Annotated in this window: 19 protein-coding genes; 15 read left to right on the forward strand and 4 right to left on the reverse strand. The window is 63.0% G+C overall.

Features of this window, described 5'->3' with window-relative positions; translation table 11 throughout:
• Nucleotides 1-126: 126 nt before the first annotated feature.
• Complete coding sequence (locus CD04_RS21580; RefSeq protein WP_038167583.1) at nucleotides 127-1,395, reverse strand: RNA-guided endonuclease TnpB family protein; 1,269 nt, start codon at nucleotides 1,393-1,395, stop codon at nucleotides 127-129.
• Nucleotides 1,396-1,486: 91 nt separating this feature from the next.
• Here CD04_RS21580 and tnpA point away from each other — a divergent pair, with 91 nt between their 5' ends.
• Nucleotides 1,487-2,056: an IS200/IS605 family transposase gene (tnpA, locus tag CD04_RS23095; RefSeq protein ID WP_255333630.1), complete on the forward strand. Its 570-nt coding sequence runs from the start codon at nucleotides 1,487-1,489 to the stop codon at nucleotides 2,054-2,056.
• Between the two features lie 56 nt (nucleotides 2,057-2,112).
• Here the strand turns inward: tnpA and icd are convergent, their stop codons facing one another.
• Entirely contained in the window at nucleotides 2,113-3,366 is a 1,254-nt protein-coding gene (icd, locus tag CD04_RS0107320) for an NADP-dependent isocitrate dehydrogenase (protein ID WP_031405469.1), read from the reverse strand.
• A gap of 256 nt (nucleotides 3,367-3,622) precedes the next feature.
• Here icd and CD04_RS0107325 point away from each other — a divergent pair, with 256 nt between their 5' ends.
• Nucleotides 3,623-3,838 carry a hypothetical protein gene (locus CD04_RS0107325; RefSeq protein ID WP_031405471.1) on the forward strand — a complete coding sequence of 72 codons (216 nt, stop codon included), beginning with the start codon at nucleotides 3,623-3,625 and terminating at the stop codon, nucleotides 3,836-3,838.
• Nucleotides 3,839-3,999: 161 nt separating this feature from the next.
• On the forward strand, nucleotides 4,000-4,467 hold the full coding sequence (locus tag CD04_RS0107330) for a DUF192 domain-containing protein (RefSeq protein WP_031405472.1): 468 nt from the start codon (nucleotides 4,000-4,002) through the stop codon (nucleotides 4,465-4,467).
• Nucleotides 4,468-4,813: 346 nt separating this feature from the next.
• On the opposite strand, the gene CD04_RS24485 is transcribed toward CD04_RS0107330, so the two are convergent.
• Both CD04_RS24485 and xseA read right to left on the reverse strand, forming a co-directional pair.
• Entirely contained in the window at nucleotides 4,814-5,398 is a 585-nt protein-coding gene (locus tag CD04_RS24485; protein WP_031405474.1) for a superoxide dismutase, read from the reverse strand.
• A gap of 45 nt (nucleotides 5,399-5,443) precedes the next feature.
• Entirely contained in the window at nucleotides 5,444-6,832 is a 1,389-nt protein-coding gene (xseA, locus tag CD04_RS0107340; protein WP_051849006.1) for an exodeoxyribonuclease VII large subunit, read from the reverse strand.
• A gap of 405 nt (nucleotides 6,833-7,237) precedes the next feature.
• Between xseA and CD04_RS0107350 the strand changes: the two genes are divergently transcribed.
• The 12 genes from CD04_RS0107350 to hemH all read left to right on the forward strand — a co-directional run bounded on the left by CD04_RS0107350 (nucleotide 7,238) and on the right by hemH (nucleotide 18,749).
• The gene (locus CD04_RS0107350; RefSeq protein WP_038168101.1) at nucleotides 7,238-7,873 is read left to right on the forward strand and encodes a MotA/TolQ/ExbB proton channel family protein; all 636 of its coding nucleotides are present in this window, start codon (nucleotides 7,238-7,240) and stop codon (nucleotides 7,871-7,873) included.
• Nucleotides 7,874-7,891: 18 nt separating this feature from the next.
• Nucleotides 7,892-8,311: a biopolymer transporter ExbD gene (locus CD04_RS0107355; protein ID WP_031405479.1), complete on the forward strand. Its 420-nt coding sequence runs from the start codon at nucleotides 7,892-7,894 to the stop codon at nucleotides 8,309-8,311.
• A 98-nt stretch (nucleotides 8,312-8,409) separates the two neighbouring features.
• Nucleotides 8,410-9,411: a tetraacyldisaccharide 4'-kinase gene (lpxK, locus tag CD04_RS0107360; RefSeq protein WP_369792822.1), complete on the forward strand. Its 1,002-nt coding sequence runs from the start codon at nucleotides 8,410-8,412 to the stop codon at nucleotides 9,409-9,411.
• Nucleotides 9,392-9,616: a Trm112 family protein gene (locus CD04_RS0107365; protein WP_031405484.1), complete on the forward strand. Its 225-nt coding sequence runs from the start codon at nucleotides 9,392-9,394 to the stop codon at nucleotides 9,614-9,616. The genes lpxK and CD04_RS0107365 overlap by 20 nt, the downstream gene beginning before the upstream one ends.
• A complete protein-coding gene (gene kdsB / locus CD04_RS0107370; RefSeq protein WP_031405486.1) occupies nucleotides 9,613-10,422 on the forward strand; it encodes a 3-deoxy-manno-octulosonate cytidylyltransferase in 810 nt (269 codons plus the stop codon). The genes CD04_RS0107365 and kdsB overlap by 4 nt, the downstream gene beginning before the upstream one ends.
• A gap of 142 nt (nucleotides 10,423-10,564) precedes the next feature.
• A complete protein-coding gene (adk, locus tag CD04_RS0107375) occupies nucleotides 10,565-11,218 on the forward strand; it encodes an adenylate kinase (protein ID WP_031405488.1) in 654 nt (217 codons plus the stop codon).
• A gap of 41 nt (nucleotides 11,219-11,259) precedes the next feature.
• Nucleotides 11,260-12,018 (forward strand): 3-hydroxyacyl-CoA dehydrogenase, encoded by a 759-nt coding sequence (locus CD04_RS0107380; protein ID WP_031405490.1) that lies wholly within the window; start codon nucleotides 11,260-11,262, stop codon nucleotides 12,016-12,018.
• A 50-nt stretch (nucleotides 12,019-12,068) separates the two neighbouring features.
• The gene (gene dnaG, locus CD04_RS0107385) at nucleotides 12,069-13,595 is read left to right on the forward strand and encodes a DNA primase (RefSeq protein WP_081857846.1); all 1,527 of its coding nucleotides are present in this window, start codon (nucleotides 12,069-12,071) and stop codon (nucleotides 13,593-13,595) included.
• Nucleotides 13,595-13,933: a hypothetical protein gene (locus CD04_RS23100; protein ID WP_031405493.1), complete on the forward strand. Its 339-nt coding sequence runs from the start codon at nucleotides 13,595-13,597 to the stop codon at nucleotides 13,931-13,933. The genes dnaG and CD04_RS23100 overlap by 1 nt, the downstream gene beginning before the upstream one ends.
• Nucleotides 13,934-14,136: 203 nt before the next feature.
• The gene (gene rpoD / locus CD04_RS0107395) at nucleotides 14,137-16,431 is read left to right on the forward strand and encodes an RNA polymerase sigma factor RpoD (protein WP_197033050.1); all 2,295 of its coding nucleotides are present in this window, start codon (nucleotides 14,137-14,139) and stop codon (nucleotides 16,429-16,431) included.
• Nucleotides 16,432-16,721: 290 nt separating this feature from the next.
• Nucleotides 16,722-17,636, forward strand: coding sequence for an adenylate/guanylate cyclase domain-containing protein (locus CD04_RS0107400; RefSeq protein ID WP_031405496.1), 915 nt, complete (start codon nucleotides 16,722-16,724; stop codon nucleotides 17,634-17,636).
• A 15-nt stretch (nucleotides 17,637-17,651) separates the two neighbouring features.
• Nucleotides 17,652-18,749 (forward strand): ferrochelatase, encoded by a 1,098-nt coding sequence (gene hemH, locus CD04_RS0107405; RefSeq protein WP_031405499.1) that lies wholly within the window; start codon nucleotides 17,652-17,654, stop codon nucleotides 18,747-18,749.
• Nucleotides 18,750-18,840 lie beyond the last annotated feature (91 nt).

Genomic DNA, 18,840 nt, shown 5'->3' on the forward strand with positions numbered 1-18,840 from the left:
ATCGAGGCTCAGTGCCGCATCTTGTGCGGGGCCTGGGGTCAAACCAAGGGATTCCGCACCGACAAGGAAGGCTCCGCGGGCATCAGGACAACGCCGGCGCCATCATGCGGGCCGGCGCGGCGTGGATCAAGTCCTCGCGCACTCGGAACGGGAGCGCGATCGAAAACGCACGATGCCCTTCGGTCCAATGAACTCTCCCGCCATTAAAACGCTTGCGCGGTTGTCGTGGGGGTTTCGCGGGTCACAGACTTCGACTTGCCACGTTGCCGTGGCCGAGGTTTGGGTCTCGCCGCCACGCTCGTCCCAGGCGTGTTGTGCGCGTCGATGAGCACCACCAACGCGCTGTTTTGGTCGCGACGGTTTGAGCTGGCGCGTGTTGCTCAGATGCAGCCGCGTACCAGTTTCTTCCGCTTTGTACGCGAGCATCGGATGCGCCATGCCGAACCCCGCCGAGAGGATCTCCCGGTTGAGTCCGGCCTTTTGCCGCACGCGCCGGCCCGGTGCATCCACCGTGCCCTTCGCGCTGCGGCTCATGGTCTTCGGGGCCAATTGCTCAGTCGCCAGGACGGCGCATTGCCGTACCAGCTTGGTTGTTTCCTTGTGCACGAAGTCCCGGCGCAGGTTGCCGATGCGATCATGCAGCCGCGCCACGCGCTGGCTCAATCGCTTGTATCGGATCGACCCCTTGCGCTTGCGTGCGCGCTGGCGTTGCAGCGCGGCAAGGCGCGGCAGTTCCTCGCGCATCCAGCGCGGGTTCGCAATCGTCTGTCCGTCGTCGAACGTTGCCCAATCGTTGATGCCGAAGTCCACGCCTCGGCGCTGATCATCGGTGCGCTGCCGCGCGCACGCTTCTTCGGGCACGCGCAGCGTCACCGACACGAACCACTGATCGTTCCTGCGCGTGAGGGTGATGTCGTCAGGCTTCGCGTCAGCGCCGAAGCGATGCTGCCCACGCGCCCGGATTGACATGGCACTGCTGTCGCTGCCAAGCCGCAGCGTGGCGCCGCGGTGGCCGTTTTGCAGCAGCTTCCATCCCGCCGGGTCGGGGTAGGCAAAGCCGGAGAACCGCTTGGCGGCCTTGAACCGCGGGAAGCCGGGCGTTTGACCAGCGTTGACCCGGCGAAAGAACGACTGGAAGGCGAGATCCAGCCGCCGCAGCGTCTGCTGCAGCGCGTGGCTGCCGAGTTCGTTGAGCTCGGGTCGATCGGCCTTGATCTGCGGCAATGCGTTCTGCTGCGCGTAATCGCTGATGGATTTGCCCGCCTTGCCCCAGGCGTCGATGCGCTCTTCGATCGCCGCGTTGTACAACTCGCAGTGCAGCCGCGTCCACGCCTTAAGCCGCCCAGCTTGCGCCGCATTGGGGTCGAGCTTGAACGTGACTTTGCGCCGTTGCATGCTGCTAGACTCACAAAAAAAACGTTAAGGCGCAATCATGCACGATGCGAATTCGTCGAGCTCACATGCTGTTTAAAGCATTAAGCTACACATCGTTTTTGTGACCAAGTACCGACGCAAGACGCTCACACCAGAATTGCTCGGCTACTTGCGCGGCGCGTTCGTCGACTGCCTTGCGGCGTGGCGATGCCATCTCATCGAGTTCGGCGGCGAGAGCGACCATGTGCACTTGCTGATCGACATCCATCCGGCGCTGAACATTTCGGTGTTGATCAACAACCTCAAGACCGCCAGCGCACGTCGCGCTCGGATCCGATTCGCGCAGCATCTCAGCGCGTTCTACTCCAAGCCGCTGTTCTGGCACCGCGCCTACTACGTGGGCAGCGTGGGGGGGGTGCGACCCTTGAGACCGTCCGCGCCTACGTGGACGCGCAGGGCACCGTCGAGCATGCGCGCAAGTCCGAAGCAAAAAGAAGAAAACCGCCCGCTTGACCCGCCCCTGCCCGGTCGGCTTCGCCTATGTGACGCTGCGCGTCAGCCCGGGCGAGGAAGGGGAATGCGCGAGCATGTGTTCAACCAGGGTCGAAACGGCCCGCGATCGCGCCCATGCAGAACGCGCTCAGTCTGGACGGAAGTAAGGCCGTCCAGCTCGGGTCTGTGACGTGGGACACCCCCGCGACAACGCCGCGCGTTGAGAGGCGGGAGCGTTCGTCCTTGCTACATATGGTCGATCATCACCTGCCCGAACCCTGAGCACGACACCTGGGTTGCGCCCGGCATCAAGCGGGCGAAGTCATACGTGACATGTTTGGACTGAATGGCGCGTTCCATCGCCGCGACGATGCAGTCGGCTGCCTCCACCCACCCCATGTGGCGCAGCATCATCTCGGCGGAAAGAATCTCTGAACCCGGGTTGACATAGTCCTTGCCGGCATATTTTGGCGCCGTGCCATGTGTGGCCTCGAACATTGCTACCGTATCCGACAGATTCGCACCCGGCGCAATGCCGATGCCCCCCACTTGGGCAGCCAACGCGTCGGAGATGTAGTCACCATTGAGGTTGAGCGTCGCGATCACGTCGTATTCGGCCGGCCGCAGGATGATCTGCTGCAAAAAGGCGTCGGCGATCATGTCCTTGACAACGATCTCTTGCCCTGTCTTCGGGTTCTTGAAGCTGCACCACGGCCCGCCATCCACGGGCTGCGCGCCAAATTCACGCTGCGCAAGGGCGTAGCCCCAGTCACGGAACCCACCCTCGGTGAATTTCATGATGTTGCCCTTGTGCACGAGCGTCACCGACTTGCGCCCATTGTCAATGGCATACTGAATCGCCTTGCGCACCAAGCGCTCGGTCCCTTCGCGTGAGACGGGCTTGATCCCGATCCCCGAGGTCGCCGGAAACCGGATTTTCTTCACCCCCATGTCGCGGATCAGAAAATCGATGATCTTCTTTGCCCCTTCGGACTCGGCCTGCCACTCAATCCCGGCGTAAATGTCTTCCGAATTCTCCCGGAAGATCACCATGTCGACCTTTTCCGGCTCCTTCACCGGCGAAGGCACCCCCTGGAAATAGCGCACGGGTCGCAGGCACACATACAGGTCGAGTTCCTGTCGAAGTGCGACATTGAGCGAGCGGATCCCACCGCCCACGGGCGTGGTCAGCGGCCCCTTGATCGACACGACGAAATCCTTCAGCGCGTGCATGGTTTCTTCAGGCAACCACACATCGGGACCATACACGCGCGTGGCCTTTTCGCCAGCGTAGATCTCCATCCAGGAGATCTTGCGCTTGCCGCCGTAGGCTTTGGCAACGGCCGCATCCACCACCTTCAGCATCACGGGGGTGATATCGGCGCCTGTGCCGTCTCCTTCGATAAAGGGGATGATCGGGTGGTCCGGCACGCTGATCGACTGATCGGCCGCAACGGTGATGCGCTGCCCTTCGGCGGGCACGCGAATGTGTTGGTACATGTGGATCTCCGGGGTTTGAACCGTGCCATTCTAGACCGCCTGCGCGAAATTGACGATGTCTTTTATAAGACATAAGACTGATCCAAGTCATGATTTCTGCCGTGCCACACAACTCCGGCCCCGCCAGTGCGGCTGGTTGCGCGCATCCGATAAGCGTGCCCAAAGCGTGCGAAGCGCGTCAACCGAAATTCGGGCAGCCGCGTTACAGGAAGCGATCCTCTCGGATCACATTCAAATTCACAATGAAAGGTTAGTCATGAAGAAGATTCTCGCCGCCGTGTTCGCCATGTTCTTCGCCTCCGCCGTGATGGCCCAGGCTGCCCCCGAAGCCTCCAAGCCTGCCGCGGCTGCTAAGCCTGCCGCGCACAAGGTTGTGAAGCATCACAAGAAGATCGAGCACAAGAAGCGCGTCGAAAAGAAGATGGAAAAGAAGGTTGAGAAGAAGGCCGAAGCAGCTCCCGCCGCCAAGTAATCAACCCTCGGTCTAGCGGTCCAGGGCGGGCGCGTTCCAGCCCGGACATCACGAGGCGCCTTCGGGCGCCTCGTTGCATTTGCGTCGAGGCGTTCTGTCGCCTCCGCCGCATTTGCCCGATAATTCGAGCGCGTTTCTGGCATGCCCACTCCTATCCCCTCATGAATCTGCGACCCGCTCCCGTGTGGCGCATCGTGCTGACGGTCGTGCTGACTGCGGCAGCGCCTTTTTCCCATGCGCAACTCGCTGTGCTTCCGCAGACCACGCTGCAAGCCGGCATGCACCTCATCCAGGCCGAAGTGGCCAGGACGTCCGAAGAGCGCGAAACCGGCCTCATGTTTCGCCGCGAACTCAGCGGCAACCATGGCATGCTCTTCGTCTTTGAGGACGATCGCCCAGTCTGCATGTGGATGAAAAACACATTGATTCCGCTGACCGTGGCGTTCATCGACGACCACGGCACCATCACGAACACCGCCGACATGCAGCCGCAAACCCTGGACAGCCACTGCGCGGTGCAAAACGTGCGATTCGCGCTTGAAATGCCCATCGGCTGGTTTGCCAAACGCGGCATCAAGCCTGGCTTCACACTGCGCGGCGCGCCGTTCGGCAGCACCGCCGCGAAATAGCCGGCAAAAAAAGCGCACGACGGAACCGCGCCGCGCGCCTTGCCCTAGCCTTTGCTTGCTTGACGTCTCTTCGCTCTTGGCCTGCGGCCAGCGCTTGCGCACGAAAGACACCGATGCCTACGGCGCTCGCCCCGGCATCGAGCCGCGATGAGCCGCTTCGGTGGGGTCGCGCTGCTGGGGGCCTGGCGACTCCGCGTACTTCACAGGCGATTCGGGCGAGTGCCACCCTCAAAATACAGGGCAAACAGGCGGCATCAACCAAACAGAGCGCAAAGGGCAAAGGCCCGCCTTTGCCCTTTGCGCGATCCCTTCCTGCCCGGAACGGCGGGGCTTGTCCCGCATCCAGTCAGGCGAAGTTACTCTGCGCGAAGGACCAGTTAACCAAGTGATTCAGGTAGGTTGAGACGAAGTCCGGGCGGCGATTGCGAAAGTCGATGTAATAGGCATGCTCCCACACATCCACGGTCAACAGCGGCTTGTCGGCCGTCGTCAGTGGCGTCGCGCCATTGCTGGTATTGACGATGTCCACCGACCCATCGTGCTTCTTCACGAGCCACGTCCAGCCCGAGCCGAAATTTCCCACCGCTGACTTTTGAAACGCCTCCTTGAAGGCCGCAAAGCCACCCCATTTGGCGTTGATGGCAGCCAGCAACGCTCCGCTGGGCTCGCCGCCGCCCTTGGGGCTCAGGCAATGCCAGAAAAACGTGTGATTCCAGACTTGGGCCGCATTGTTGAAAACGCCGCCGGCCGGTGCCTTGCGGATGATCTCTTCCAGACTCAGCGGTTCAAATTCCGTGCCCTTGATCAAGTTGTTCAGGTTTGTGACGTATGCCTGATGGTGCTTGCCGTGGTGATACTCCAGGGTTTCGCGCGACATGTGCGGCGCCAGCGCATCCAGGGTAAACGGCAGTGCGGGGAGTTGGTGTTCCATGGGATGGCCTTCCTTTCTTGAACGAAGCGATTCGAACCGACGATTCTAGGAACTTTCGCCCGGCCCGGTTTGCCGTGTGGCCGCCAGCGGATGCTCGACGATTGCAGCCGAGCGCACCGCAAGGCGCGCCGCCGATCCAGCCGTCGCCAACACCAGCTCTTGTCCGGCCTGCACCTCGCTGGCCTCCTGCACGAGTGCACCCCCCGCATGCCACACGAGGCAATAACCCCGCTGCAATGTCGCCGCGGGGTCAAGCAGAGTCAAACGCTCCCGCAGTCCATCAAGCCTGCCTGCATCGCGGTGAATACGCTGCACGATCGCCTGGCTGAGGCGTCGCTCGATCTCGGCGAACTGGAGCTGGCGTCTCGCCAGCCCTTGCATGGGAAGGCTTGCGAGCCGCCGCGACACATGCTCGAGCGACTGCATGCGCTGCGCCAGCGCAGCGCGCACGATGCTCTGCATACGCGCCTGCACGTCGCGCAGGTGCAACGCAGCAGCGTGCATCATGCGTTGCGGCGTGGGCAGTCGCAGTTGCAGCCGGTCCAGCGTCTGCTGTTCGCGTGCCAGCCGCCTTTGCCAAGCCTGCTGCAACGCACGCGCCTGGCTGGCGACCTGCTGGCGCAGGTCGGCCCAAGCCGGTGCACACAGTTCGGCTGCCGCCGTGGGCGTGGTGGCACGCCTGTCGGCCACAAAGTCGGCAATGGTGAAGTCGGTCTCATGACCCACTCCGCTGATCACCGGAATCGGGCTGGCTGCCAGCGCGCGCGCCAGCGCCTCGTCATTAAAGGCCCAGAGGTCTTCCATCGCGCCGCCCCCGCGCACGAGCAGCAGCACGTCCACTTCGCGCCGCATCCCAGCCGTGTGCACGGCCCGCGCCAGTTCCAGAGCAGCACCGGTGCCCTGAACTGAAGCGGGGTAAATGACCACACGCACCTGCGGACTGCGCCGCGCAAGCGTCGCCAGCACATCCTGCAAAGCTGCCGCCTGCGGCGAGGTCACGATACCCACTACATGCGGGTGCGCGGGCAGCACGCGTTTGCGCGCAGGATCGAACAGCCCCTCGGCCTCCAACTTGCCCTTCAGGCGAAGGAACTGCTCCAGCAAGGCGCCCTGTCCGGCTGCACGCAAGGACTCAACCGTGAGTTGCAGATCACCCCGAGGCTCATAGATGCCGACCGCCGCCCTCACCTCGACGCGCTGGCCGTCACGCACATCAAAGTTCACCAGGGCCGCACGCTGGCGAAACATCACACACTTCAGCTGCGCGGCCTCGTCGCGCAAAGAAAAATAGCAATGGCCGCTCGCTGCGCGGGTGAAACCGCTGATCTCACCCTGCACGGTGACGACGCCGAAGCGCGCGAACAAGGTATCGGCAAGCGCCCGCGCCAAGCTGCTGACGCTCCACGCTTCGGTCTGGCCAGGCTCAATCCGCACGATGCAAAACCGATTCTGGCTGTTGAGTCAATCGAAAATGTCCACATTTCGCCGGCGTCCGTGGCACGGTGCCACTCGGATGGCAGAAATCGCGCAAAATCATTTTATGTCGTTGATTTATCATGCTTTTTTTGTGTTCAAAAAACAGTCACATTAATTCCAAGCCTTGGAATTCGGCCTTCTGGGGCAAATTCCCCGGGGTTGCGCACATTGTTATCCACAATTTTCCGGGATAACTCGAAGGCCCCGACCCAAGCATGCAACCAGCGGTCAGCCAGCAGGCCTCGCGGCCCCCGCGTCTGTGCTGCGCGGCACAACGTGGACTTCGCAAAGATACCCTTGGCCACGGTTTACCATGCAGGCCTCCAACCACCCATTCACTTTCCCGACGTCGAGGTTCCCATCTTGCTGAGCATCGTCGAAGCCGCAGGCTGGCCGATCTGGCCGCTGATTGCCTGTTCCATCACCGCGCTGGCAATCATCCTTGAGCGCCTGTCCACATTGCGAACCGCCAGAGTCATCCCGCCGCGTCTCCTGGATGAGGCCATGGCGGTGTCTTCGTCCACTGTGCCCACGCCCGACACCATTGACAAGCTGGAGCTCAATTCTCCCTTGGGTGCAGTGCTGGCCGCAGGGTTTCGCGCCGTGCGCAGGCCGCACGCCAGCATGGAGAGCCTGCGCGAGGACATGGAAAACAGTGGACGGGCAGTCATGCATCGGCTCGCGCGCTACCTGAATGCCCTCGGCACGGTGGCCTCGGCTGCGCCACTCCTCGGGCTGCTGGGCACTGTTGTGGGCCTCATCGAGATCTTCGGCTCGCAAACCGGAAGCAGCACCAATCCCACTTTGCTGGCCCATGGCATTTCTGTGGCGCTGTACAACACCGCCTTCGGTCTGATCATTGCCGTGCCGTCGCTAATGTTCTATCGCTATTTCCGGGGTCGCGTTGACGATTTCGGCATCGAACTCGAACAGGCTGCCAGGCGCCTGGCCACGCACCTTCAGCCTCAGGTTGAAGGTGCTTCGCCTGCCCGCGCTTGATCCTTCCGTGACCGCACGATGAATTTCCAGCGCCCCCGCCCCGACGATCCGGAAATCAACCTCATTCCATTGATCGACGTGTTGTTGGTGATCCTGATTTTTCTGATGATCACCACCACATATTCGAAGTACACCGAACTGAAAATCAACCTGCCCACCGCTGACGCGCCCAAGGCCCGACCGTACACGCATGAGGTTGTGGTCGGTGTGGCTGCCGATGGCACGTATGCGGTCAACGGGCGCATCCTGCCCACGCGCAGCGTGAACGACATCGTGACCGCACTGGCCCAGGCGGCCAAGGGCAATGCGAACACGATGGTGGTGATCAGCGCCGACGCGCAAAGCACGCAGCAGTCGGTGATCAACGTGATGGAAGCCGCACGCCTTGCGGGACTGAGTCAACTCACCTTCGCCACGCAACGCTCATCGGGCTCGTGAAATCCGCCACCGGTTTGCCGGATCCCGCATCGCATCCTGCCGCCTTCCAAAGTCAGCACGGCAACGCTGGCTGGCCGGCTTGGTGGACGCGCCGGTCCTTGCCCGCCATTGCACTGCTGCCGCTGGCATGCGTGTTCGGCGTGCTGGGCGCGGTGCGGCGATTGGCCTACCGTCAAGGGTGGTTGCCGCACTGGCGCGCATCGATTCCGGTGATCGTGGTGGGCAATGTCACAGTGGGCGGCACGGGGAAGACTCCGCTGGTTCTGGCGATCGCCCGCAGCCTGCGCGCGGCGGGCTGGAAGCCTGGCATCGTGTCACGCGGTCACGGCCGCAGCAAGCATGCGCCGGACCCGCTGCATGTGCTACCCAACGGCGATGCAACCCAGAGCGGGGACGAGCCGCTGCTGCTGGCGCGGCTGTCGGAATGCCCCGTCTGGGTGGGCCGCAACCGGCCGCGTGCCGCACAGGCCCTGCTGCGGGCGAATCCCCAGGTTGATGTCTTGCTCAGCGACGATGGCCTGCAACACTTGGGACTTGCGCGGGATGTCGAGCTCGTCGTGGTTGACGCGCGTGGCGCCGGCAATGGCTGGCTGTTGCCGGCCGGTCCCTTGCGCGAAAGCTGGAATCGGCCGCGTGCTGCAACCCTGGGGCCGCCCGACGTGCTGCAGCGTGTGCGCGCAGAGGCACCGCGATTTGCGATTGGCAGGCACCTTGGAGCCGTACGCAATCTCGAAAGTGGCGAGCATCTTACGCTCGACGCATTCCTCCAGCGTTGCGGCGGACTTGGCGTAGCTGCCGCAGCGGGCATTGGAAATCCCGAGCAGTTTTTTGCCATGCTCCGCCAGGCAGGGGTGCATCTGGCGCACACGCTGGCTTTGCCGGATCATCACCGCTACGAACGCGATCCCTTTGCCGCGATGACCGCTGCAGCGATTCTCATGACGGAAAAGGACGCCCTAAAATGCAACGCTTCAGTCATGCCGCTTGAGCGCCTGTGGGCCATCGGACTGGAACTGGACATCGACCCCGCATTCTTCCCCTGGCTGCAAGCGCAATTGCGTACGCGTACGGAACGCCCCCATGGACTCACGTCTGCTTGACCTGCTGGTTTGCCCCATTTGCAAGGGCCCGCTTGAGTACGAGCGCGCCGCGCAGGAACTCCTTTGCCCGCGCGACCGTCTTGCCTTTCCGATTCGCGACGGAATTCCAGTCATGTTGGTGGAACAGGCACGCGACACGGATGCCCGCGCTGAAGTCCCGTCTGGCGAAGCGCCAACACCCACGGCCAGCGGCACGGAACCCTGACGGTGACAGGCTTCACCGTCCTGATCCCTGCGCGCCGCGCCTCCACCCGTCTGCCCGCCAAGCCGCTGGCTGACATCGCGGGCCTGCCCATGGTGGTCCACGTGGCGCGCCGCGCTGCGCAAAGCGGTGCCCGGCTCGTGGCGGTGGCCACCGACGACGCCGACATCGCCCATGCCTGCGCCGATCACGGGGTGCAAGCGCTCCTCACGGGCGCCGAACATGCCAGTGGCACCGACCGCATTGCCGAAGCTGCCGCTGGGCTCGCCCTGCCCGAGTCGGAGGTGGTGATCAACGTCCAAGGCGATGAGCCGCTGATCGACCCCGCCCTGATTCGCGCCTGTGCGCAAGCCCTTGCCGATGACCCGCAGGCTGACATTGCCACCGCCGCGCACCCGATCACCGACGCCGCCGAAGTGTTCAACCCGAACGTGGTGAAGGTGGTGCTTGATGCGAGGCACTACGCCTTGCTGTTCTCCCGCGCACCCATTCCCTGGCGGCGTGATGCCTTCGCGCGGCTGAGCCCGGCTGGCGCCCATGGCGCAGCGGCGAGCCTACCCTCCTCGATTTCGGCGCTGCCCTTCTTGCGCCATGTTGGACTCTATGCCTACCGGGCTGCGACCCTCAAGCGATTCACTCAACTGCCGTCGTGCCCGCTGGAACAGGACGAAGCCCTGGAGCAGTTGCGGGCGCTCTGGCATGGCTGGCGCATCGCCGTGCTGACGCTGAAGACGCCGCCGGCTGCAGGGGTCGACACGCCTGAAGATTTGACGCGGGTGCGGCGACTGCTTGGGCACCCCGGCGCCTAGCGTCGAGGTGCGATGCGCCCGGGTTGCCGGGGCGTTCGCAGGCCGGCCCAGGAAGGTTTGTCAGGCCGGTGGCGCAGTGCCCGTGCTATTCTGAAATGTGTATTGCAATCCCTCGTTCCAACCACAAAATACGGGAGTTTCCATGCGTTTAATCTTGCTGGGCGCACCCGGCGCTGGCAAAGGTACGCAGGCCGCCAGCATCTGCGCCCGCCACGGTATTCCGCAAATCTCAACCGGCGACATGCTGCGCGCCGCGGTCAAGGCCGGCACGCCCCTCGGGCTCAAGGCCAAGGCGGTGATGGATTCCGGCGCACTTGTGTCCGATGACATCATCATCGGTCTGGTGCGCGACCGCCTGCAGCAGCCTGACTGTGAGCGAGGCTTTCTTTTCGACGGCTTTCCACGCACGATCGCGCAGGCCGATGCGCTCAAGTCCGCGGGTGTGGCCATCGACTACGTTGTCGATTTTGACGTGCCCGACGAGGACATCGTCGAGCGGCTCAGCGGGCGCCGGGTACACCCGGCCTCGGGACGCGTTTACCACGTCAAGTACAACCCGCCGAAGGTCCCCGGCAAGGATGACGTGACCGGCGAGGATCTGGTGCTGCGCGATGACGACCGCGAGGAAACCGTGCGCAAGCGCCTGGCCGTCTATCACACGCAAACACGTCCGCTGGTGGACTACTACATGCGCTGGACGCAAACCGGAGACCCCGCCGCGCCCAAGCTGCGCAAAATTTCCGGCGTCGGGTCGGTGGATGACGTCACCCAGCGCATCATCGCCGCGCTGAACTGATTCACGAATCATACGAATCACGTCCCAATCCGGAGCACCGCATGCAAATCGCGCACCACGTTTTCATCATCACCGGCGCCGCCTCGGGCCTCGGAGCGGCCACTGCTCGACGCCTGAGCGCAGCTGGCGCTCACATCGTCCTGGCCGACGTCCAGGATGATGCGGGCCAGGCCCTCGCGAAAGAGCTGGACGGCCGCTTCGTGCATTGCGACGTCACACGCGAAGCCGACGCCATGCTGGCCGTCGCCCAAGCGCAAGAGCTGGGGACGCTGCGCGGCTTGGTCAACTGCGCTGGCGTGGGGCCCGCGTCGCGAACCCTAGGCAAAGACGGCCCTCATTCGCTTGAAACGTTCGCGCGGACGGTGAATATCAACCTGGTTGGCAGCTTCAACATGGCACGACTGGCCGCCGCTGCCATCGCCGCACAGAAGCCGCTGGCCGACGGGGAACGCGGGATCATCATCCACACTGCCTCAGTGGCTGCCTACGACGGCCAGATCGGTCAAACGGCGTACGCAGCATCGAAGGCCGGGCTGGTTGGGATGACGTTGCCGATGGCGCGCGACTTGGCCCGCGACGGCATTCGCGTCATGACGATCGCCCCCGGCATTTTTGAGACACCCATGCTCATGGGCATGCCCGAGTCGGTGCGCACCGCGCTTGGCGCCGCCGTACCCTTCCCTTCCCGGCTTGGCCGCCCCGATGAATACGCCATGCTGGTGGAGGCCATTGTCACCAACCCCATGCTCAATGGGGAAACGATCCGGCTGGACGGCGCCATCCGCATGCCGCCGAAATAGGGACAACACAGGCGCTGCGCCGCAATGCGGCGTGCCTTCAGCCATCGGCCATGTCCCTGATTCCTCAAGAATTCATCCAGGAGCTCCTCGGCCGCACGGATATCGTCGACGTCGTCGGACGTTCGGTCCAGTTAAAGAAGGCCGGGACGAACTACAAGGGGTTGTGCCCCTTCCACGCCGAAAAGTCCCCATCCTTCACGGTCAGCCCGAGCAAGCAGTTCTATCACTGCTTTGGCTGCGGCGCGCACGGGACCGCCGTGGGCTTCCTCATGGATCACCTGGCGCTGAGTTTTCCCGATGCGGTGCGCGAACTGGCCTCGCAAGCGGGAATGACCGTTCCCGAGACACCGCAAGACCCGCGACATGCGCAGCAGACACGCGAGCAGCGCAGCCTCAAGCTCAACCTGCGGGAGGTGCTCGAGCAGGCCAACCAGTTCTACCGCAACCAGTTGCGCGCCACACCTCGCGCTGTGGCTTATCTGAAAGGGCGAGGGCTGAGCGGAAAGATTGCCGGTCAATTTGGCTTGGGCTACGCACCTGATGACTGGCAGGGCCTGGCGCGCGTGTTTCCGAATTATGACGCCGACACCCTGATCCAGGCTGGCCTGGTGGTCGCGCGCGATGCACAGGGCGAAACCCTCGAGCCCGGCTCGCTGGAGGGGCGAGCCGTGGCGCGCCGGTATGACCGCCTGCGCGACCGCATTACCTTCCCCATCCGCAACGCGCAAGGCGAGCTCATCGGCTTTGGCGGGCGCATCCTGGACCGTGGCGAACCCAAATATCTCAACTCCCCCGAAACCCCACTGTTCCACAAAGGCGAGGAGCTGTACGGTCTGTTTGAGGGCCGCGCCGCCATTCAACGCCAGGGGTATGTGCTGGTGGTCGAGGGCTATTTGGACGTGATCGCCCTGGCCCAGCACGGGGTTGGCAATGCCGTGGCCACGCTCGGCACCGCCTGCACCACCGAGCATGTCAGAAAGCTGTTCCGGCACTGCGGCCAGATCGTCTTCAGCTTCGACGGGGACGCGGCGGGCCAAAAGGCTGCTGCGCGGGCCTTGGAAACGGCGTTGCCAGCGCTGGGCGATGAACGCTCGGTGAAATTCCTGTTCCTGCCCCCTGAGCATGACCCGGATACGTTCGTGCGCACGTTTGGTGCCGATGCGTTCGAACGCGAAGTCGGACGTGCGCAGCCGCTCTCCGTTTTTCTTCTCGACACCTTGGCCGACGGGCTGGCGCTAGCCACTGCCGAGGGTCGGGCCCAAGCCATCGCCCGCGCCCGGCCGCTGATCGCATTGCTGGCCGATTCGACCCTCAAATCGCAAATCGTGGGCGAATTTGCCAAGCGCCTGCAGACGCCGTTGACGGAGCTGCGACAGGCACTCGCGCTGCCGGGCGGGCGCCATGCCAGCGTGCACGCGGGACCTGCGCCCCCGCCCAAGGCCGAGCGAGTGGCGGAGCCTCGCGTGCCGCGCGTCTGTCGGGCCTGCGCACCGACCACGCGCGCACGGCCATGCGCATTTTGCTCACGCATCCGGGCCTGTGGGCCAGTCTCAGCGCATCGCAGCACGAGCTTCTGATGCAGGACGGCAGCTCCACGCGGCAGCTGGCGAACTGGCTTGAAGCCCGACTGGACGCTTTTCCCGATATCAGCGCCTCGGCTTTGTGGGAAGGGCTGCGCGTGGACGGCCTGTTGGAGGCTGCACAGGCCCTGGGCTCAGGCGACTTGCTCGACATGGAGGCTGATGACTTGCAGCAAGACCTGCTTGGCGCAATCTTCAGTATCGAACTGGCTTGGGTCAAGCAGCGACAGCAGGAACTTACGCACACGGGATTGATCGATGAACAGGCGAAGCTTGAATATTTGAGCCTGTCGTCCCGGCTCGTCGAACTCAGCCAGAAACTTCCCCGGCTCTGATCCGCGCGGCGCCGCTGGCAGTGGAAAAGATAGTGCCGCCGGGCTTGATTTTTGACGCGCCGGACTATAATTAAATGTTTTCCCGCAAAAAACCACTTGAAGCGCAGCGCGATGCGCTTCGGTGATATGCCGGCGGCGGCTAATGGCAGGGTTTGCTGCTGCAGTCCAGACAGCGGGCGATGATTTCTACGAGGAGCCTCAAGATGACCAAATCCAAGTCTGATCCTTCAAAAACCAAGGCGCAGGCATCCTCGAAAACCGCTGCCAGCGTCAAATCTGCACCCGTGACCGCCAAGGACCCCACACCGTCCGCATCCAAATCGCCATCTATGCCCACCAAGAAAACTCCTGCTGTTGCCTCGAAGTCCGCTGCCGCCAAACCTGAGGAAAAGGCAGTGAAGTCCAGTGGGCAGAGCCCCGAGGCCGCTAAAGCGGCCGCGCGTGCCGCTGCCAAGCTCGCTGCGGCCAAGCAGGAAGCCAAAGCCGCCAAGACGCAGAAAAACCTGCCAGCGGACGATTTTCGCGCCACGATGCCCGACGATGGTGACGATAGCGCAATGCCTTCGGCGCCGATGCCCCGCGGCCGGCGCCCGTCGCGCGCCAAGGAAAAGCAGTTGCTCAAGGAGTTCGGCTATGACGACTCCAATGTGACCGAAGAAGAATTGGCCCGTCGGCGCCAGCGCCTGAAAAACCTGATCAAACTGGGCAAGACACGCGGCTTCCTGACGTACGGCGAAATCAACGACCATCTGCCCGACAATTTGGCCGACCCGGACCTGCTCGAAACCATCATCAGCATGCTCAATGACATGGGCATCGCGGTGTACGAACAGGCGCCCGACGCACAGACCTTGCTACTCAACCAGCATGGGCCCACCGCTTCGAGCGAAGAAGAAGCCGAAGAGGAAGCCGAGGCTGCGCTGTCGTCGGTCGATTCGGAATTCGGTCGCACGACGGACCCTGTGCGCATGTACATGCGTGAAATGGGCACCGTGCAACTGCTCACGCGTGAGGGCGAGATCGTCATTGCCAAACGCATTGAGGAAGGCCTGCGCAAAATGATGCTGGCGATTTCCGCATCCCCTGCAACCGTGGCCGAGATCCTGGCCATGGCTGCGCGTATCGCCAACAACCAGTTGCCGGTTGACGAGGTGGTGGATGGCATGGTGTCGGACGACGAGTCCGACGATTACGTGGCCGAGGAAGATGTCGACTTTGCGTTGGCCGATGAGGCCGAGGAAGATGACGAGGAAGCCGCAGCAGCTGCCAGCTCGGTCAAGCTCGAAGAGCTCAAGGCCAAGGCACTCGAACGCTTCGCCGACGTGCATGACGCCTTCATGAAGATGCGCCGCGCCTACGACAAGGATGGCTATAAGTCGGCGTCCTACCTCAAGGCGCAGGACCAGATTTCGAAGAATCTGATGGAGGTGCGCTTTACCGCGCGCACGGTGGAAAAGCTATGCGACCTTTTGCGCAGCCAGGTCGACGAAGTGCGCCGCCACGAACGCGAGATCCGCCGCATTGTGGTGGACCGCTGCGGCATGCCGCAGGAAGAGTTCATCAAGACGTTCCCTGGGCATCAGCTGGATTTGAACTGGGCTGAGAAACTCGCCGCCTCGACCAAGCCGTATGGTCCGATTCTGGCCCGGAATCTCCCTTCGATTCAGGAATTGCAGCAGCGCCTGATCGATACCCAGACTCGCGTCGTCGTCCCTTTGGAAGACTTCAAGTCGATCAATGCCCAGATGAGCCGTGGCGAGCAGGAAGCGCGCGAGGCCAAGCGCGAGATGATCGAGGCCAACTTGCGTCTGGTGATTTCCATTGCAAAGAAATACACCAATCGTGGCCTGCAGTTCCTTGACCTGATCCAGGAAGGCAACGTCGGCCTGATGAAAGCGGTCGACAAATTCGAATATCGGCGCGGCTACAAATTTTCGACCTACGCAACTTGGTGGATTCGCCAGGCGATCACCCGGTCGATCGCTGACCAGGCGCGGACCATCCGTATTCCGGTCCACATGATCGAGACCATCAACAAGGTCAACCGGATCTCGCGCCAGTACCTTCAGGAAACCGGCACCGAACCCGACGCAGCCATGCTTGCCGAGAAGATGGAGATGCCTGAAGACAAGGTTCGCAAGATCATGAAGATCGCCAAGGAACCGATTTCGATGGAAACCCCTATTGGCGATGACGACGACTCGCATTTGGGCGATTTCATCGAGGACACGGGCATGCTGGCGCCCACTGACGCTGCGCTCCAGGCCAGCCTTCGCGATGTGGTCAAGGACATCCTCGACTCCCTCACGCCGCGTGAAGCCAAAGTGCTGCGCATGCGCTTTGGTATCGAAATGGCCAACGACCACACGCTGGAAGAGGTTGGCAAGCAGTTTGATGTAACGCGCGAGCGCATCCGCCAGATCGAAGCCAAGGCGCTACGCAAACTCAAGCACCCAACGCGGTCGGACAAACTGCGCAGCTTCCTTGACTCCCTTTGAGCAGCCACAATGCTCGCGAAACAGGCACACAGCGCTTAGGTGCCAGCTCTTGACAAGGCCACAGCCGCCGCTGTGGCCTTGTGCTTGGCAGACCCGGCGTTGAACATGTGCCCGCGCACAGCCCTTCCTCGCCCGACTCGCGCAGCGCCGTTGCCGGACGGCGCGGGCCAGCACTGTGTTTTTGCGCGTGCTTGAACCCACACGTGGAGGCAATGCACGACTGGCGCAGGCCCGGCGGTGCCCTCGCTCGGGTATGCGAGCTCTTGCCAACTCACGTTAGACTGGCATATATGTCGAATTTGCGCAAACCCGTCACACGTACTGTCGTATTTGCCGACGTGGTCGGCAGTACCGGCCTTTACAAGTCGCTGGGCGATGCAACGGCGGCCAAGCTCATGACCAGTGTCACGCAGGCCATGTCTTCTGCGGTAAGCAGCCATCGTGGCCATGTCGTGAAAACTCTGGGTGATGGCGTACTCGCCGTATTCGACAACAATGCCGACGCCGTCAACGCCTGCACGGATGTACAGCAAACCCTGGCCCTCTGGGGACACTCCGGCCAGACACCCATTTCCGTGCCTCTGAAGATCGGCCTGTCTCGCGGCCCTGTGGTCCTGACCCCCGGTGACTGCTTCGGCGATGCCGTGAATGCTGCCGCTCGCCTGTCGGACTCCGCCGGAGGCGGGCAGATTCTTGTCAGCGACGCGGTGATGGAAGGTCTGCCGCTGGAACTGCTTGCGCGCCTTCGCAGCCTGGGCGCCATTTTCCTTCGCGGCTATGACGTGCCGGTGCCGGTACACCAGATCGAATGGGATGCATCGTGGCAGAACAGTCAGACCCTGCCGCACCAACCCACTGTCATCACGGCTCTCACCCAGCGCCTTAACCTGTGCTGGCTGGATGCCTCGCAGGATTTCAGTCCGGAACAAAGCCCCATCCACATCGGCCGCACTCCGGCTGCCGAATTCCCGGTCAATGACGTCCGCGTGTCGCGGCAACACGCGCGCATTGAGTGGCGCGGGAGCTATTTCATGCTCACCGACTTGTCCAGTAACGGTACCTGGGTGCGCTACAACGCCCAGGACAACGTGTTGGCTCTGCGTCGCAACGAATGTGTGCTGCACGGCCAAGGCGAGATCTGCCTTGGTGCCAAACCCAACGACCCGACTGCGCCCACAGTGCTGTTTCAGCTTCACGATTCCTAATTGCGGCTTGCGTCGATGACCGCTCCCCCCGCAGACCGACAATACGTCCATGGCACGGCCCCGCGTGTGGCCGTGCTGCTGCTCAATCTGGGCACACCCGATGCCCCCACGGCGCCAGCCTTGCGTCGCTATCTGCGCGAATTCCTGAGCGACCGGCGCGTGGTCGAAATCCCCCGTGCCATCTGGTTGCCGTTGCTCAACGGGATCATCCTTCCGCTGCGCGCACCCAAATCCGCTGCGAAATACGCAAGCATCTGGCAAACCCAAGGCTCGCCGCTGGCCACCGGCACTGCCGCGCTTGCGGCAAGCGTGCAAGCCACCCTAGGCGCTCGCGGCCACCACGTCCTGGTGCGCCACGCCATGCGCTATGGCAACCCGTCGACCGCCACGGTTCTTGACGAATTGCATGCGCAAGGCGTGACGCGACTTCTTGCCGTGCCGCTGTACCCGCAATACAGCGCGGCCACCACCGCATCGTCCCTGGACGCCGTGATGGCTTGGCTCAGCCGCGTGCGGCGGCAACCTGAGTTGCGTACCGTGCGTCATTTCGCCGATGACCCGGAATACATTAATGCGCTGGCCACGAGCATCCGTGCCCATTGGACAGAGCACGGCCAGCCCGAGCGGCTCGTCATGAGCTTTCACGGCATGCCACAGCGCACCCTGAAGCTTGGCGACCCCTACCATTGCGAGTGTCAGAAAACCGCGCGCCTGTTGGCCCAAGCCCTGGAGCTCAATGCGCAGCGCTATGTGGTGACCTTTCAGTCCCGTTTCGGCAAGCAGCCGTGGCTTCAGCCGTATACCGAGCCCACGCTGCGGGACCTGGCCAAAGCCGGTGTCAAGCGTGTGGATACCGTTTGCCCGGGGTTCGCAGTGGACTGCCTTGAAACCCTGGAAGAAATCGCGATGGAGGGCAAGCAAGCGTTCTTGTCGAGCGGGGGCAACGAATACCACTACATCCCCTGCCTGAACGCCGATGCGCATTGGGCCGAGGCTTTCACCAACCTGCTCGAATCCCACCTGCAAGGCTGGCCCTCGCGTCAGGTGCCCGACACGACACAGCTTGCCGCCAGCCGCGAGCGCGCCCGCGCCATGGGTGCCGCGAACATCTGAGGCTGGTTTTGCGGCCGCGACTCCGGCGCTACGACTGGCCGCACGCGCTCCCGCCACCGCAAGAGCAGGCGCTGAGACCCGGCCTGGGCCG

The sequence above is a fragment of the Thiomonas sp. FB-Cd genome (assembly GCF_000733775.1).
Taxonomy (GTDB): Bacteria; Pseudomonadota; Gammaproteobacteria; order Burkholderiales; family Burkholderiaceae_C; genus Thiomonas_A.

Excerpts from the sequence above, each read along its gene's own strand:
- CD04_RS21580 (WP_038167583.1), bottom strand. The coding sequence starts at position 1,395 with ATGCAACGGCGCAAAGTCACGTTCAAGCTCGACCCCAATGCGGCGCAA.
- icd (WP_031405469.1), bottom strand. The coding sequence starts at position 3,366 with ATGTACCAACACATTCGCGTGCCCGCCGAAGGGCAGCGCATCACCGTT.
- CD04_RS0107325 (WP_031405471.1), top strand. The coding sequence starts at position 3,623 with ATGAAGAAGATTCTCGCCGCCGTGTTCGCCATGTTCTTCGCCTCCGCC.
- CD04_RS0107330 (WP_031405472.1), top strand. The coding sequence starts at position 4,000 with ATGAATCTGCGACCCGCTCCCGTGTGGCGCATCGTGCTGACGGTCGTG.
- CD04_RS24485 (WP_031405474.1), bottom strand. The coding sequence starts at position 5,398 with ATGGAACACCAACTCCCCGCACTGCCGTTTACCCTGGATGCGCTGGCG.
- CD04_RS0107355 (WP_031405479.1), top strand. The coding sequence starts at position 7,892 with ATGAATTTCCAGCGCCCCCGCCCCGACGATCCGGAAATCAACCTCATT.
- CD04_RS0107365 (WP_031405484.1), top strand. The coding sequence starts at position 9,392 with ATGGACTCACGTCTGCTTGACCTGCTGGTTTGCCCCATTTGCAAGGGC.
- adk (WP_031405488.1), top strand. The coding sequence starts at position 10,565 with ATGCGTTTAATCTTGCTGGGCGCACCCGGCGCTGGCAAAGGTACGCAG.
- CD04_RS0107380 (WP_031405490.1), top strand. The coding sequence starts at position 11,260 with ATGCAAATCGCGCACCACGTTTTCATCATCACCGGCGCCGCCTCGGGC.
- dnaG (WP_081857846.1), top strand. The coding sequence starts at position 12,069 with ATGTCCCTGATTCCTCAAGAATTCATCCAGGAGCTCCTCGGCCGCACG.
- CD04_RS23100 (WP_031405493.1), top strand. The coding sequence starts at position 13,595 with ATGCAGGACGGCAGCTCCACGCGGCAGCTGGCGAACTGGCTTGAAGCC.
- rpoD (WP_197033050.1), top strand. The coding sequence starts at position 14,137 with ATGACCAAATCCAAGTCTGATCCTTCAAAAACCAAGGCGCAGGCATCC.
- CD04_RS0107400 (WP_031405496.1), top strand. The coding sequence starts at position 16,722 with ATGTCGAATTTGCGCAAACCCGTCACACGTACTGTCGTATTTGCCGAC.
- hemH (WP_031405499.1), top strand. The coding sequence starts at position 17,652 with ATGACCGCTCCCCCCGCAGACCGACAATACGTCCATGGCACGGCCCCG.